Here is a 16049-nt window from a genome sequence, read left to right on the forward strand (position 1 = left end):
TAATCTACTATAATTTCGTTAACGATTACCCTAAGTAGAATATAAAATTTACAATAATTAATCTTCAATATTTGATTAACAAGATGTAAATGATATGCATTTTTTTATTAATAGCAAGAACATTAAGATATTCCAGTCCCGATCATGAAAACCGAAATGAATACCCGATTAATCATGCCACTCGCGGTCAAAGGCAAAACAGAGTTGATCCACAGATTAAAAAGTTAATATCATAATTAACCATAGTAAGAAATACGTCATTCTTTAAAGAATACTTTATCTACTTCAGTAAAATGAAGAGAAAAAAATTATAACCCAAATTATATATCCAATAGATTTCAAGTTGCAGCGCGGCGGCAAGAAAACGCATCCCCAGGAGCAGCATAGATAACGATGTGACTGGGGTAAGTGAACGCAGCCAACAAAGCAACAACTTGAAAGATGAAGGGTATATACTGAGCCATATTTAACTATCTGATAGTAAACTAGGATGTCCATCGCTTTCCTAGCTGATGACAATAACAACTGGAATATCTCTCCTTTCTACGACATTATATATAGCCCATCACGCCATAATGAACATATGACAGCCTTCAACGGCTGCGGCTCAAAAATAACAAAAAAATAATGGAATTAATGGCAGGTCAAGCCGGATTATCTGGGGTAAAAGCAATTATCAATATAGCTACTGAAATTTATGACATCACCAAAGACTTTCATAAGGAAGCTAAAACTGTCGGTATTCCGACAGTTTTAACTAAAAAGATTCAACGAAATATTGACAACAGATGGAACACGTTGAAAGAATCATTCCGAAACCCTTAGGAGATAAGTAATGAACGAGAAATTCTATCAGTTAAAAATTACCCTCATAGATTCACAACCCGCTATCTGGCGACGATTTGTCGTTCCTGCCTCGATTCCACTCGACAGACTGCATGATACGATACAAATCGTGATGGGATGGCAAGATAGCCACTTACATGAATTTCGTATTGGCAAGCAGCGGCTAACGGAAATGCCAGAAGAGCCATCTGATGGAAAGGAAGAAGGTTTATATCGCCTGATGGATTTAATTAAACAAAAAGGCAGAACGTTTAGCTATATTTATGATTTTGGCGATAATTGGGAGCATGAAATTATCTTAGAAAACAGTAATTATCCTGAGAATAATCTTCCTCTTCCTATCTATTGTCTGGATGGCGCACGCGCCTGCCCTCTTGAAGATACCGGAGGTGTTTATGGATATGAGAATTTAATTGAAATACTCAATGATCCTTCCCACGATGAATATGAGGAAACACTGCAATGGGTAAATGAATTACTTGATTTGTCTGAAAGTGGGCATTTCAACCCTGAGCTATTCTCGCCAGACTATATTAATGCCTTTTTAGCACTTTATTATCGTTGGTCACGCGATCGCTACCAACCCTTGTGGGACTGAAAAATTTCAGATGAATGACTATTACGGACCTTGGTGCTTAATTTGAGCGGCTTTTTCTCATGGAACAGATAATATATTGAGTGCAGTTTCGCTGGCGTTCCAAATTAACCCCTGGCAAACTGCACAGGTCTTTACACCAGAGCAAGATTTAACTCATTTTACATGGTTAATTTGGTTATAAAAAAACCAAATAAAACTTAAAAACTTCCATTTTAATTATCTGATTTAATTCAATGATAATATTATTAAATAAAATGATTTTCTAAGATATTATAAAATGGGGTTGAACAAAATAGTTTATACCCTTCATCTTTCAAGCTGCTGCTTTGTTGGCTGCACTCGGTCACATAGTTACCTATGCTCCCGGGGATTCACTCCCTTGCCGTCGCGATGCATCTTGAAATCCATAGGGTATACAGGCAATAATATACATTAAAAAATCCGATGATAAATAATCACCGGATTTTAATCTTTTCATGAGGACAGTTATGAATATATCGCCATTAAGCGACACACCTACCGTCTTTTAATTGATTATTTAACTACCCGTAAAGTAGGGCGCCCTCTTGTCGGTTTTGGTGGCTCATCATCAGGTGAAGTTCCACTATCACCTTCAGCATCACTAGAGGTATCAGTAACGAGTACCAAGTTATCTGTCGCAGATGCAGAGGTACCAATCTCATTTTTATCTGAAGCAGACTCAAAAAGATATTCATCGTTATAAGCTGCTTCAGGCTCAAACATCATTCCCGCCCCATTCTCACGGCTATAAATAGCAATAACCGCCGCCATCGGTACATAAACCTGACGTGGAACACCGCCGAAACGGGCATTGAAGCGCACTTCATCATTAGCTAATTCAAGATTACCAACAGCTCTCGGTGCTATATTCAGCACAATCTGCCCATCACGAGCATATTCCATCGGCACATTAACTCCACATAAAGTTACGTCTACAGCCAGATATGGAGTCATATTATTATCTAGTAGCCACTCGTAATGAGCACGTAACAAATAAGGGCGACGGGGAGACATTCGAGACAGCTCCATAAAATCAATTCCTGGATTGCAAGCGCATTTCGCGTTCAACTTCTGTTAATGAAGCCAAGAATGCATCACGTTCAAAAACACGCTGCATATAAATTTGTAAATCTTTAGTGCCAGAACTTGGCAAATCTATACCCAGTACAGGTAAACGCCACAATAAAGGGGCAAGATAGCAGTCAACCAAACTGAATTCTTCACTCATAAAGAATGGCATTTCTTTAAATATTGGTGCCACTGCTAGCAATTCTTCTGCTAATCGTTTACGAGCAGTATTAACTTCCTGAGAATTACCTTTCTCAATAGTGTGCATCAAGGAATACCAGTCTCTTTCAATACGGTGCATCATCAAACGGCTGGAGCCACGGGCAACCGGATACACTGGCATTAATGGTGGGTGAGGAAAACGCTCGTCCAGATATTCCATAATGATGCGGGAATCATATAGCGTTAGCTCACGATCAACCAAAGTAGGAACTGTCTGATAAGGATTCAGATCGATAAGGTCCTGTGGTAGATTACCTTCCTCAACCTGCTCAACTTCAACACTGACACCTTTCTCCGCCAGTACAATTCGCACTTGATGGCTAAAAATGTCGGCCGGGCCTGAAAACAGAGTCATCACCGAACGTTTGTTGGCAGCGACAGCCATGAAAACCTCCAAGTTTATCTAAAAAAAGAACGAATAGTCCCACTCTATAAACGACTATTCCTGCTCATTCATTCTCACCCTTTATGTTTCTGCGCCGCAACTGTAGATACGGGATGCACTACTCAACACAATTATCATCGTTCAGGATAGTAGGCAGATAAATGGATGAGGCAAAAGTTGGCACTAGTCTACCAGATTTTGTACATTTTGGGGGAAGTGTATGGATAATATTAAGTAAAAAAACCCGCCATTAAAGACGGGTTTGAACATTAACTCATTGCCATAAAGGCCAAAAATTAACGTTTGGAGAACTGTGGACGGCGACGTGCTTTACGCAGACCCACTTTCTTACGTTCAACTTCACGAGCATCGCGAGTAACGAAGCCAGCTTTACGAAGATCAGAACGCAGAGTTTCGTCGTATGCCATCAGTGCACGGGTGATGCCGTGACGGATTGCACCCGCCTGACCAGAAATACCACCACCTTTAACAGTGATGTACAGATCCAGTTTATTCAACATATCAACCAGCTCTAATGGTTGACGAACAACCATGCGCGCTGTCTCGCGACCGAAGTAAACTTCGAGGCTGCGTTTGTTGATTACGATGTTACCGCTACCCGGCTTAATGAAGACGCGTGCGGAAGAGCTTTTGCGGCGACCAGTGCCGTAGTATTGATTTTCAGCCATTGCCTATGATCCCGATTAAATGTCCAGAACTTGCGGTTGCTGTGCCGCATGGTTGTGCTCGCTACCTGCGTAAACTTTCAGCTTACGGTACATTGCACGGCCCAGTGGCCCTTTTGGCAGCATGCCTTTAACCGCGATTTCAATTACACGCTCAGGACGGCGGGCAATCATCTCTTCAAAGGTCGCTTGCTTGATACCACCGATGTGGCCAGTGTGGTGATAATAGATTTTATCAGAACGCTTATTGCCAGTTACAGCAACTTTTTCTGCGTTAACGATGATGATGTAATCACCAGTATCAACATGCGGAGTGTATTCCGCTTTATGCTTGCCGCGTAGACGACGAGCCACTTCAGTTGCAAGACGGCCTAAAGTTTTGCCATCTGCGTCAACAACATACCAGTCGCGTTTTACGGTTTCTGGTTTAGCTGTAAAAGTTTTCATTAAAGCTTACCCAATAAATAAGTTACACGTTGGTGAACACTCAAGGTTCAAAAACTGCCGAGGTTCACACGACTTTTGTCCAGCAAACCTACCCCTTCGAATAGCCTATGCCGGCACTATGCAAGTTTTTGGGAAAAAAAACGTTGCTGTAACGTGGGGTCGCAAGATTATAGAGAAGTCATAAATAAAAATCGACCCCAATTTAAATATTTACATCAGCTTTCATTCCGTACACAAGGTAAACCCAGAATTAAGGCAAATGAGGTAATTTCAGATATTCTTCACTTTGCATTTCCTGCAAACGAGACAGGCAACGCTGGTATTCGAAAGTTAGCAAAACACCTTGGTAAATTTGCGCCATCGGCACCTGAGCATTGATGATAAGTTTTACCCGCCGTTCATAGAATTCATCAACGAGGGCAAGAAAACGACGGGCTGCGTTTTCATTACCAGACATGATTACCGGAACCTGATATAACAAAACGGTGTGATAAAGTTTTGATAAAACAATATAATCCATCTGGCTGCGCGCATCTTCACACAACACTTTGAATCCAATTGCCAGTACACCATCCGCGCTACGAATTGCTGGCATTTGCCGGTGGTTAATTTCTAGCACCGGTGCTTGCTCACTGCTTTTTCCCACTAAACGGATAAACATTTGATCCATAGCCCGTTCGTTATCTTTATTTAACGGCGTAAAATAGAGATGAGCCTGTGTTAAAGTTCGCAGCCGGTAATCAATACCCGCATCCACATTCATTACATCACAATATTTCTTAATCTGTTCAATAGCCGGTAAGAAACGAGCCCGCTGTAAGCCATTACGATAAAGCCCATCAGGATGAATATTGGATGTTGCAACCAAGGTGATCCCTCTTACAAACAGAGCTTCCAATAATGTTCCAAGAATCATGGCATCAGTAATATCGGAGACGAAAAATTCATCAAAACAGAGTACGTCTGTTTCTGTTTTAAAACCATCAGCCACAATATCCAGAGGATTTTCATGTCCCTGTAATTCTTTTAGCTCTTCATGCACTCGCAACATAAAACGATGAAAATGCAACCGCAGTTTCCTCTTACCCGGTAAACTCTGGTAAAACATATCCATTAGCCAAGTTTTTCCCCGGCCAACGCCCCCCCACATATAAAGACCTTGAACGGGTATGCAAGTTGTTGGAATCTGTTTCCCTAATAACTTACTCAGACGCCCTTTCAGACCTTGTCGCTTGGTTGGATTACCGGAAAAAGCATTAGCCAGAGCATAGTGAATGACATCCAATTGAGTAACGGCCAGACGCTGGACATCATCTGGTTGGTATTCACCCTCAGCAAGGGCTTTTTGATAGAATGATGAAGGGGTAATCGATGATGACATGACAATAACAATCCTTAAAAAATAATCGCCCGTTTTTTGTCGTTTTTATGATTCAGATTGACCTTATTACCTGATCAATTGTCTACAATAGAGTCAAAATAAGATCTACAAACAATATGTAAATCATGATCAATATTCCACTCTGACTAGATTAACGGTTATAGTGACGATAATTAAGTGAAACATTCTGCTGAACAACGATGTTGATGAAGGAGTAGCTATGACTTGGGAGTACGCACTGATTGGATTGGTAGTTGGTTTTGTTATCGGGGCGCTGGTAATGCGCTTTGGTAATACTAAGCTGCGCCAGCAGGAAGCCTTACAAACTGAACTGGAGAATAATAAATCAGAACTGGAAGAATACCGTAAAGAATTAGTCGGCCATTTTGCTCACAGTGCAGAATTACTCGACAATATGGCCCGCGATTACCGCCAGCTGTATCAACATATGGTTAAAAGTTCTCATGAACTGATGCCGAATATGCCAGTACAAGAAAATCCATTTAGTTATCGACTGACTGAATCAGAAGCAGATAATGATCAAGCTCCGGTTAAAATGCCACCAAGAGATTACTCTGATGGTGCTTCCGGTTTATTCCGTCCAATTAATGACAAAAACCAGTAACTACTTCTGCTGTGGCATAAAACATGCCACAGCAGAAACTTCAAATGCAAAATCTATTACCCATTCACAAGAAGTTTTGTTTTTTTATTCCTCAATCATGTAAATACCTGTAAAAAAATGTACTAACTCTGTTTACCAGATGAACTTTACTTAATAATTAAGAGTCATAAAGTAATCGCGGCAACTTGCCCAAGTTAACTTATAGAGCTTGTCTTAATAGGTGTAATTGTTGCAAGCCATTCTTATGAATGAACAGTGAACACGGACAGCACGGAAAAACCGGAGTGTACACGTAGTACGTGGGGATGACTCACTTCGCTCACCCTTCGGTCCGCACCACAGCGAGTTCAAAAGCTAAAGCTTTTGTCTGAGCACTGCCCAAGTTCACTTAGTTATTACAAAGAAGGGCAAATAAAATAGCCCTATTGGGATAGGCAGTTAGCCTTCTGGCTTAGGTATACAAGAGAACCAAATTAGATGAAAAGAAAAAACTTATTCCTCAGTGCGTTAGCAATCAGTATCGGATTGTCTGTCATGGCTGTTCCAGCCGTCAGTAACGCCGCTTTACCCTCTGTTATCGCTGGTCAGGAGTTGCCAAGCCTCGCACCGATGCTTGAGAAAGTACTGCCTGCCGTTGTCAGTGTGCATGTTTCCGGTACACAGGTACAACAAGAACAGAATATACCTGAAGAGTTCAAGTTCTTCTTCGGTCCAAATTTACCGATGGGCCGTGAAAGTACCCGCCCATTTCAAGGACTTGGATCAGGTGTTATCATTGACGCCGCTAAAGGTTATATATTAACCAACAATCATGTTATTGATAACGCAGATAAAATTCGTGTGCAATTGAATGATGGACGTGAATATGAAGCCAGATTGTTAGGCCGCGATCCTCAGACAGATATCGCCTTACTGCAACTGAAAGATGCTAAGAATTTAACTGCCATTACTATGGCCGATTCCGATAAACTCCGAGTGGGTGATTTTGCTGTCGCAGTCGGTAATCCATTCGGCCTTGGTCAAACCGCGACTTCAGGAATTATCTCTGCGTTAGGACGTAGCGGCCTGAATCTGGAAGGACTAGAGAATTTCATCCAAACTGATGCGTCTATTAACCGTGGTAATTCCGGTGGTGCACTAGTTAATTTGAATGGCGAATTGATTGGTATCAACACCGCAATTCTGGCCCCAGGCGGTGGTAACATTGGGATCGGCTTTGCTATCCCAAGTAATATGGTAAAAACCCTAAGTGAGCAACTTATCGCTCATGGTGAAGTCAAACGCGGTATTCTTGGTATTAAAGGTACCGAAATGAATTCCGATATCGCCAAGGCATTTAATATTGATGCTCAGCGCGGCGCATTTGTCAGTGAAGTATTACCAAAATCCTCAGCGGCGAAAGCAGGTATTAAATCTGGCGATATCTTGGTTTCCGTTGATGGTAAGAAGATCAATAGCTTTGCTGAGCTGAAGGCAAAAATTGGCACGACTGTACCAGGTAAAGAAATTAAAATTGGTCTATTACGTAAAGGTAAACCAATGGAAGTTTCCGTTATTCTAGAAAACAGTGAAGGCCAAACAACCAAAGCAGGAAACCTGACTCTTGCTCTGCAAGGTGCAACCCTGAGTAATGGTGAAGTAAAAGGTACTTACGGTGTGAAAATCGATAGTGTCATGCAAAATTCACCTGCTGCAATGTCTGGTTTACAGAAAAATGATCTGATTGTTGGGATTAATGATGAACGCGTACAGAATATTAATGAGTTACGCAAAGTCATTGATGCTAAACCTCCAGTAATAGCACTGAATATTCTTCGCGGTGAAGAAAGTATCTATCTGTTATTGAGAAATTAATATTTTTAGGCTGAAAAGTTCGGTCTAATTCCAGCATAAGACACAGCGTAATGTTGTGTCTTATGCCGCTAACAAACCTATTAAAAAAATGAGGGATATTTTCGCATCATCGAAAATTCCAGATAACATGTTGGCGGTTGATTTGCTTTCTCTAATATAAATTAACCTATACCCAATAGATTTCAAGATGGATCGCGACGGCAAGGGAGCGAATCCCCGGGAGCATAGATAACTATGTGACTGGGGTGAGTGAGTGCAGCCAACAAAGAGGCAACTTGAAAGATAACAGGTATATTCTTATTTATCTTTTTTCTTGAGGTACATAAGCATTAACAAAACCAATTTTTCATTTTTATTGATAGCCTTATGAGCAGCAGGATTTAAGCTATGACTAAAAGTCATTATTTTAACTTCCGGTTTTAATCGACATAAAGTTTTAACAGTTTTTACCCGCTGCAAAAAATCCTTAATCATTTCGGTTTCATCTTTAATGATTAAGCAGCTATTTATCACGTTCAGACGTGATTTAAACTGAGTCAGTCGGGATTTTCGGGGTAAAAAAGCGCTAAACCGTAAGGTTAAAGGCCGTAAAAACCCATCTAAATGATAGAAAAATGCGATCAGTACAAACTTTCTCGTTTTATCATTGATAAAAACTCAACAGTGATAATCAAAACACTAAAAGCCCGTAATCCGAAATACCGTGTAATGCTGTATCTGTTAATTTCTATGCTATCCTGCAATGACTCATTAACTCACTCTGAATAATACCCATGATTGCCAAATTGCTACGTTCTGCTTTTTTAGGATTACTTGTAGCTGTAATTTTGCTGCTTACCGTTCCATCGTTGCGCCCTACCGGGTTGATATCTGCAATCACCAGCAACAGTAATGACGAAGTTCCATTCAGTTTTAATAAAGGTGTCCGCCGAGCAGCGCCGGCTGTGGTTAACGTCTACAGCAGCAATATGGGAAGTTTTTCTCATCAAGGCCGGGAAAATCATACCCTTGGCTCTGGCGTTATTATGAGTGATAGAGGCTACATTCTTACTAATAAACACGTCATCAATAACGCAGGACAAATTATTGTTGCACTACAAAACGGCCATTTTTATGAAGCCCTGATTGTAGGTTCTGACAGCCTAACAGATCTTGCAGTCTTGAAAATTGATGCCGAAAACCTGCCTGTCATTACTATCAATCCAAATAGAGTGGCCCATGTAGGAGATGTCGTTCTGGCCATTGGTAACCCTTACAATCTGGGGCAAACTATTACTCAGGGGATTATTAGCGCCACTGGCCGCGTTGGATTAAGCCCTACCCGACGCCAAAACTTTCTCCAAACCGATGCTTCTATTAATCAGGGTAACTCTGGCGGTGCATTGATTAATACCACTGGAGAACTAGTGGGTATTAATACATTATCATTCGACAAAAGTGAAAATGGTGAAACCCCAGAAGGACTGGGTTTTGCTATTCCTACTGAACTCGCCACCAAGATTATGCAGAAACTTATCCGTGACGGACGGGTTATCCGAGGTTTTATTGGCATAACGTCACAGGAGCTTCCACATATTCGCTCTTCTAACGGCAATATCAATCAGATTCAGGGGCTACGGGTATTTCAGGTGACCCTAAATGGACCCGCGCAAAAAGTCGGTATTAAAGTAGGTGATATTATTACCAGTGTAAATAACAAACCGGCTATTTCAGCGGCTGAAACAATGGATCAAGTAGCTGAAATACGTCCCGGTAGTGTCGTTCCTGTCACTTTACTGCGTAATGGGAAATTGCTATCACTGCGAGTAACTATTGAAGAATATGCTGAATAGTAACTGTGCTCCCCGCCTTGATGTTGTGAGATGAAATGTCCGAAACTGGCATGCTCAGGTGTAATACCATGACAGACAAAGATACATCCCAACTCCAAACGTGCCAGCCGTTCAAAATCTCTAAGGGAAGTTATTCCCTTTATGATGCTTCATCATAGAACGTGGGGAATATGCAGCCCTGTCTGATGAAACGTAATGGTACCCGAAAAGTGCCCGATCCTGCTCATCAAGCATATCGGAAACAATGAATGCCATGCATTCTCCCACTTGCTTCCAGTAGTCATGAAGAGAAAGTTTTTAGGCCGGTACAGACAGGTGCTGAGCTGAGACAAACTGACGCCCGGTATGTATGGAAAACATCAGTTGCCACAAGGATTTACGGGGCATGATGCTAATTGACGGGCATGGTCACTAACTGCCCAACAGAACCGCGATCTGCCATTTCCAGGATCTGACTGTAATACAAAAACGGGAAGTGCTCATAAGATGGCTGGTTCATATAAACCAACAATTCCACCCGACCATCAACCCAGACAGTATCTTTCCAGCCATAATCCTGCGGTTGTGGTATCGCCCCATTGTTGCTAATAACTTTAAACTGTACACCTTCAATATGAAACGGTTGTGGGGAGAATGCATTCACGATCCAGCGCTCCCATGTCCCTTGTTGGCTGGTAATATCTACCCGGTTCATATCCCACAACACACCGTTAATTCCTGGTGTATTATCATCAAGATAAATTTCGCGGTTACGGATTGCGTTGGAAACCTGCATAGAATCATCGACCAGACGGGATGGTAGTTCATCAGTCACCAAAGATAACAAACCTGTCGCCTTAATGGTCAGAACAGTAGTAGAAATCAACATAGTAGATGGTTCAAACAACCCACGCAGCCGGTCAAGTACACCAGCTGATTCGCCAGCCGTAACAGAAATCTCATCCCCTTTGGACATATCGATCAATACTTCCCGTCGCTCGCCGGGCGCAATGGACATTTGTTGAATAGATACGGGTGAAGGTAACAATCCCAAATCAGTACCTATCATATAGAAAGGACGACCATCACTGATTTGTAACTGATATCGGCGAGCATTGGATGCATTCAGTAAACGCAGACGAATCCAACCACGGGATACTTCAATAAAAGGATTTTGTACGCCATTAACCAACAAAGTATTACCAATAAATCCACCAGCAGCTGGCCGATATTCAGGAACACCAAAGTTATCCAGTCGTTTATCCTGGAGAATAACCGGGAAATCATTAACACCATAATGTTTTGGCAATGGTAAATTACGGCTGGTTTCATCTTCCACCAGCCACATCCCGGCCAAGCCGTTATAAACATGTGGCGCCATCCGGTTAGGCGTATTGGCATGATACCAGCAGGTTGCCGCCGACTGACGAATGGGAAGTACAGGAGACCAGTCAGCTCCCGGAGAAATCTGACGAGCAACGCCTCCAGTCAGAGTACCCGGTAATTGCAATCCACTGACCGTCATCGAAACTGGTTCAGTTAACCGATTACTGTATATCAGTTTCACATCATCATTTTTATGAACCCGTACAGTCGGACCAAGATATTGACCATTAATTCCCCATACACTGGTTTTGTATTGCCCATCAAAAGTCCAGTGTGCTTTTTGTAAAGTCAGAAATAGTGGCTGTCCACCACGGGACTCCAATAAAGGGGGAACCGGCAAAGCAGTTTGCTGATTTTTGCTGGCCCGAACTATAAAAGGAGCAGCTCCGATACACATTGCCAAGCCTGATCCCTGAATAAATTGGCGCCGACTAAATGACATATTTTCTCCGCGATAAACACAATAGAACTCCGGGTGTTATGTACCTCACTTTGCAATCACCCACCACGGAAGCTAATAACCCATTACCGAAGTTATTAAAGTTTATTGTCCTTTTGATTGCGCTTAACAAAAACATTATTTACCAAAAGCTCATCATATCGCGAACACGAAACGAATTCTAAAACTATCTGAATGCATTACACAAATCGGTCCCAGTGAGTAAACCGTTATACCTGCCGGGAGTTTTACCTATCGATGAGCTAACTGGCAATACTTTTCAAAGTTGACAAACCGGATTGAATCTCTGTTGATGTTTTTATGTTTGAATACCCGGGAGCTTGCTGACAGGGATTTATCGAAACACCATTTCCAAGCGCCATGTAAATCTTTCAGTTTCTGCTGGAGATTATCTGCGTACGCCCCGCCATCTCGGTTCTCTTCTTCCATTAGGTTACCCTTCTGTTCAATTCAAAAACAGAGGGGAATTTCTCACTGGTTTCAAGCAGGAGTTTCGTCTCGGCCAACCCATAATTAAAGTAGAGTGCCCAATTAATGAAATCGCCGTCCGTCCCACAAGAATAACTTATTTACTAAATATAAAATATTATTAATATTTCAAGCCAGCAATGCTGGCTTTCTTTTTAGAATAGATGTAATACTAATTTAAATCAGATTTTTTTGCTTTAACGTTATTTTTGTTACTTCATTTATACCCAACGGATTTCAAGATGCATCGAGATGGCAAGGGAGCTAATCCCCGGGAGCATAGAGAACTATGTCATAGAGAACTATGTGACCAGGGTGAGTGAGTGCAGCCAACCAAGAGGCAACTTGAAAGATAACGGGTATAAATAATATTTATATAAATCCTCCTTCATCACCCAAGCATAACGTTCAAAATAATCATTAATGATTATTTTGGTATTTTTAGCACAGCAATTAAAAATAAGGTAAATCATATATCCCCATCTGAAATAATTATATCAAAATTAGGCTCCATAACGATATTCGCCTTATCCCTTTCTTCTCCCGCCTTATGTCGGCGGGAGTACCCTTTCGAAGGAAAAGATAGCAAACCAAATAACCTATTATAAATACGTATTCTATTTCCTTATTACCTCTAATTCCTTATCCAGCTTTTCTATTTTAGCCTTCATCACCTGATGACAATACTCGGCCAATTCACGCACTTGCTCTTTGGTATACCCAGAGGTATCAATTGGTGGCAGCATTTCAACAATGACAGTACCATTATTCCAGCGATTTAACTTAATATTGCCATTAGCAATGGAAGAGACACAGACAGGAACAATAGGAACTCCCGCAGCAATAGCAGCATGGAAAGCCCCCGTTTTAAACGGCAATAAACCCCGGCCACGGCTACGTGTTCCTTCCGGAAACATCCAGACAGAGATACGGCGTTTTTGAATCTGTTCCACCACTTGAGTAATCGTGCCGTGTGCTTTAGCACGATTATTACGATCAATCAGAATATTACCTGTCAGCCAATATAACTGACCAAAAAAGGGGATCAGCACCAAGCTTCTTTTACCCACTGTCACGGTGCTCGGCTGGACCGCGTTAGACATGGTTATCATGTCATAGTTGTTCTGGTGGTTGCCAATATAGATACTCGGCCCATAATTCTTGGCTTCGGCAGGAATACGCTCAATTATTTTGATGCCAAATACTTTCGACAATCGACCAAACATATGACCAAATACCATGACATGGTGTGGATTACGCGGTCTAAATACGCAGTAAATACCCCCCAATACACACACTAAAATCGAAAACAAAATAACAATAATGCCACGAATAATCGCTAACATAGCCGCCTCTTGTTTAACGGGCCTCACCCGGCCCGTTAAGGTTTTATTTAATCCAAATTTAGAGTCCATCCCAATCAGGCTATTTTATTTGCCATTCTTTAGTCATAAAGGGCAAGAATCAAACTGCCTGTAACAATAACGCCTATTGGGATAAGACGTTAAGCAGAAGGTGGTGTATCAATCTGAACTCGCTCAATACGTTGCAACCCACGAGGTAGGGATGTTCCCTTACGCCCACGTTCTGCCCGGAATTTCTGAAGATCTTCAGGGCGCAATGTCAGTTTACGTTTACCAAAGTAAAGTGTCATAGACGATTGTGGTGGTAATATAAACAACCAACCCAACCGCTCATCTCCTGCCCCCGCCTGAACAGAAATTATTTTATTCCCTTTCCCTTTCGAAAGCTGGGGTAGATCTGCAACTGGGAACATTAACATGCGGCCTGCGCTAGTAATTGCCAACAACATATCATCCTGCGGGTTATTTATTTCCAGCGGCGCTATAACGTTAGCATTTTCTGGCAATGTAATCAGTGCCTTACCTGCCCGGTTTTTGGCTACTAAATCACTAAAATTACAAATAAAACCGTAACCGGCATCAGATGCCATCAAGAATTTCTGCTCATCAGGCGCCATCAATACATGTTCTACCGTTGCTCCCGCTGGCAGGGTCAATTTCCCCGTGAGTGGCTCTCCCTGACCTCTGGCAGAAGGCAGATCCCGAGGATCAAGTGAATAACTGCGCCCCGTCGTATCAATAAAGACAACCGGCTGATTACTTTTACCACGAGCTGCGCCACGGAAGCTGTCTCCTGCTTTGTAATTTAGCCCAGTCGGATCGATATCATGACCTTTCGCACTGCGCACCCAACCCATTTCTGACAGTACAATTGTCACCGGCTCAGAAGGCGTAATGTCGTGCTCACTCATAGCCTTAGCTTCATCACGTTCTCTCATTGGAGAACGACGCTCATCACCGTAAGTTGCTGCATCAGCAATGATCTCTTTCTTCAGCAATGTGTTTAACTTGCGCTCAGAACCCAAAATTGCCTGTAACTTATCACGCTCTTTTGCCAATTCATCCTGCTCGCCACGGATTTTCATCTCTTCCAGTTTAGCTAAGTGGCGCAATTTCAGTTCAAGAATAGCTTCTGTCTGAGTCTCACTTAAACCAAAACGCGCCATTAACATCGGTTTTGGCTCATCCTCATTACGGATAATATTAATGACTTCATCAATATTGAGGAATGCAATCAATAAGCCTTCCAGCACATGTAAGCGCTTAAGAACTTTTGCCAAACGATGATTCAAGCGTTTACGAACAGTTTCCCGGCGGAATATCAGCCATTCAGACAAGATCTCGACTAAACCTTTTACTGTCGGACGATTATCCAATCCGATCATATTCAGGTTGACGCGATAACTCTTTTCTAGATCTGTTGTCGCAAACAGATGATTCATCACCTGTTCCAAATCAACCCGGTTTGTACGAGGGACAATAACCAGACGAGTTGGGTTTTCATGATCAGATTCATCACGTAAATCATCAACCATTGGCAACTTTTTAGCGCGCATCTGGCTGGCGATCTGCTCCAATATTTTAGCCCCAGAAACCTGATGCGGTAGCGCAGTGATGACCACATTGCCATCTTCTTTTGACCAAACAGCACGCATCCGCACTGAACCACGGCCATTTTTATAAATTTTGCGAATATCTTCGTGAGAAGTGATGATCTCTGCTTCAGTCGGATAATCAGGACCTTTGACATGCTCCATCAACTCATCAAGAGTACTTTGTGGTTTATCCAACAGCGTTACTAGTGCATTAGCCACTTCACGGGCATTATGAGGCGGAATATCTGTCGCCATACCCACCGCAATACCTGTCGTACCATTGAGCAAAATGTTTGGCAGACGCGCCGGCAGCATTTTAGGTTCCTGCAACGTGCCATCAAAGTTTGGTACCCAGTCAACGGTGCCGTGTCCTAACTCAGTCAGCAGTAATTCTGCATATTTGGACAAACGAGACTCGGTATAACGCATAGCTGCAAAAGATTTAGGATCATCCGGCGCGCCCCAGTTCCCTTGTCCATCCACCAGTGGATAACGGTAAGAGAATGGCTGCGCCATCAGCACCATAGCTTCATAACAAGCGCCGTCACCATGCGGATGGTATTTACCCAGCACATCCCCCACAGTACGAGCAGACTTCTTAAATTTGGCGGTATTGTTCAGCCCCAGTTCTGACATGGCATAAACAATACGGCGCTGAACCGGTTTCAAACCGTCACCGATAAAAGGCAGCGCCCTGTCCATGATGACGTACATGGAGTAATTTAGGTAGGCGGTTTCAGTAAATGAGCGAAGCGGTAAACGCTCCACGCCATCATGAGTTATCTCACTCATTCATCATTTCCTCAGAATCTTTTTTGACTATCCCTGTGGG

At 42.3% G+C, this 16049-nt stretch carries 15 protein-coding genes; 5 read left to right on the top strand and 10 right to left on the bottom strand.

The window, feature by feature from the left end; all coding sequences use genetic code 11:
• The first annotated feature begins 627 nt into the window (after positions 1–627).
• Entirely contained in the window at positions 628–825 is a 198-nt protein-coding gene (locus tag AM629_RS02930) for a hypothetical protein (RefSeq protein WP_152911962.1), read from the top strand.
• 10 nt (positions 826–835) lie between these two features.
• Positions 836–1444 carry a plasmid pRiA4b ORF-3 family protein gene (locus AM629_RS02935; RefSeq protein WP_054475990.1) on the top strand — a complete coding sequence of 203 codons (609 nt, stop codon included), beginning with the start codon at positions 836–838 and terminating at the stop codon, positions 1442–1444.
• A gap of 534 nt (positions 1445–1978) precedes the next feature.
• Here AM629_RS02935 and sspB read toward each other — a convergent pair.
• The 5 genes from sspB to zapE form a co-directional block, all read right to left on the bottom strand.
• The gene (sspB, locus tag AM629_RS02940) at positions 1979–2494 is read right to left on the bottom strand and encodes a ClpXP protease specificity-enhancing factor (protein WP_054475992.1); all 516 of its coding nucleotides are present in this window, start codon (positions 2492–2494) and stop codon (positions 1979–1981) included.
• Positions 2495–2498: 4 nt separating this feature from the next.
• Positions 2499–3140 carry a stringent starvation protein SspA gene (gene sspA, locus AM629_RS02945; RefSeq protein WP_054475993.1) on the bottom strand — a complete coding sequence of 214 codons (642 nt, stop codon included), beginning with the start codon at positions 3138–3140 and terminating at the stop codon, positions 2499–2501.
• A 296-nt stretch (positions 3141–3436) separates the two neighbouring features.
• On the bottom strand, positions 3437–3829 hold the full coding sequence (gene rpsI / locus AM629_RS02950) for a 30S ribosomal protein S9 (protein ID WP_015835738.1): 393 nt from the start codon (positions 3827–3829) through the stop codon (positions 3437–3439).
• 15 nt (positions 3830–3844) lie between these two features.
• Positions 3845–4273 carry a 50S ribosomal protein L13 gene (rplM, locus tag AM629_RS02955; protein ID WP_011148147.1) on the bottom strand — a complete coding sequence of 143 codons (429 nt, stop codon included), beginning with the start codon at positions 4271–4273 and terminating at the stop codon, positions 3845–3847.
• A gap of 250 nt (positions 4274–4523) precedes the next feature.
• Positions 4524–5654 (bottom strand): cell division protein ZapE, encoded by a 1131-nt coding sequence (gene zapE / locus AM629_RS02960; protein ID WP_054475994.1) that lies wholly within the window; start codon positions 5652–5654, stop codon positions 4524–4526.
• Between the two features lie 220 nt (positions 5655–5874).
• Between zapE and zapG the strand changes: the two genes are divergently transcribed.
• Both zapG and degQ read left to right on the top strand, forming a co-directional pair.
• Positions 5875–6279 (top strand): Z-ring associated protein ZapG, encoded by a 405-nt coding sequence (gene zapG, locus AM629_RS02965; protein ID WP_054475995.1) that lies wholly within the window; start codon positions 5875–5877, stop codon positions 6277–6279.
• Between the two features lie 477 nt (positions 6280–6756).
• A complete protein-coding gene (gene degQ / locus AM629_RS02970) occupies positions 6757–8133 on the top strand; it encodes a serine endoprotease DegQ (protein WP_054475997.1) in 1377 nt (458 codons plus the stop codon).
• Positions 8134–8430: 297 nt separating this feature from the next.
• On the opposite strand, the gene AM629_RS23865 is transcribed toward degQ, so the two are convergent.
• Positions 8431–8607, bottom strand: a complete 177-nt coding sequence (locus AM629_RS23865; protein ID WP_161804205.1) for a hypothetical protein — start codon at positions 8605–8607, stop codon at positions 8431–8433.
• Between the two features lie 299 nt (positions 8608–8906).
• Here AM629_RS23865 and degS point away from each other — a divergent pair, with 299 nt between their 5' ends.
• Positions 8907–9965 (top strand): outer membrane-stress sensor serine endopeptidase DegS, encoded by a 1059-nt coding sequence (degS, locus tag AM629_RS02975; RefSeq protein ID WP_054475999.1) that lies wholly within the window; start codon positions 8907–8909, stop codon positions 9963–9965.
• Between the two features lie 391 nt (positions 9966–10356).
• On the opposite strand, the gene ftsP is transcribed toward degS, so the two are convergent.
• From ftsP to parC, 4 genes are all read right to left on the bottom strand, one after another.
• The gene (gene ftsP, locus AM629_RS02980) at positions 10357–11772 is read right to left on the bottom strand and encodes a cell division protein FtsP (protein ID WP_054476000.1); all 1416 of its coding nucleotides are present in this window, start codon (positions 11770–11772) and stop codon (positions 10357–10359) included.
• A gap of 249 nt (positions 11773–12021) precedes the next feature.
• Positions 12022–12219 (bottom strand): hypothetical protein, encoded by a 198-nt coding sequence (locus AM629_RS02985; RefSeq protein ID WP_054476003.1) that lies wholly within the window; start codon positions 12217–12219, stop codon positions 12022–12024.
• Between the two features lie 656 nt (positions 12220–12875).
• Positions 12876–13604: a 1-acylglycerol-3-phosphate O-acyltransferase gene (locus AM629_RS02990; protein ID WP_054476068.1), complete on the bottom strand. Its 729-nt coding sequence runs from the start codon at positions 13602–13604 to the stop codon at positions 12876–12878.
• A gap of 158 nt (positions 13605–13762) precedes the next feature.
• Positions 13763–16009: a DNA topoisomerase IV subunit A gene (parC, locus tag AM629_RS02995; RefSeq protein WP_054476005.1), complete on the bottom strand. Its 2247-nt coding sequence runs from the start codon at positions 16007–16009 to the stop codon at positions 13763–13765.
• Between the last annotated feature and the right edge of the window lie 40 nt (positions 16010–16049).

The organism is Photorhabdus heterorhabditis (assembly GCF_001280945.1).
Lineage (GTDB): Bacteria > Pseudomonadota > Gammaproteobacteria > Enterobacterales > Enterobacteriaceae > Photorhabdus > Photorhabdus heterorhabditis.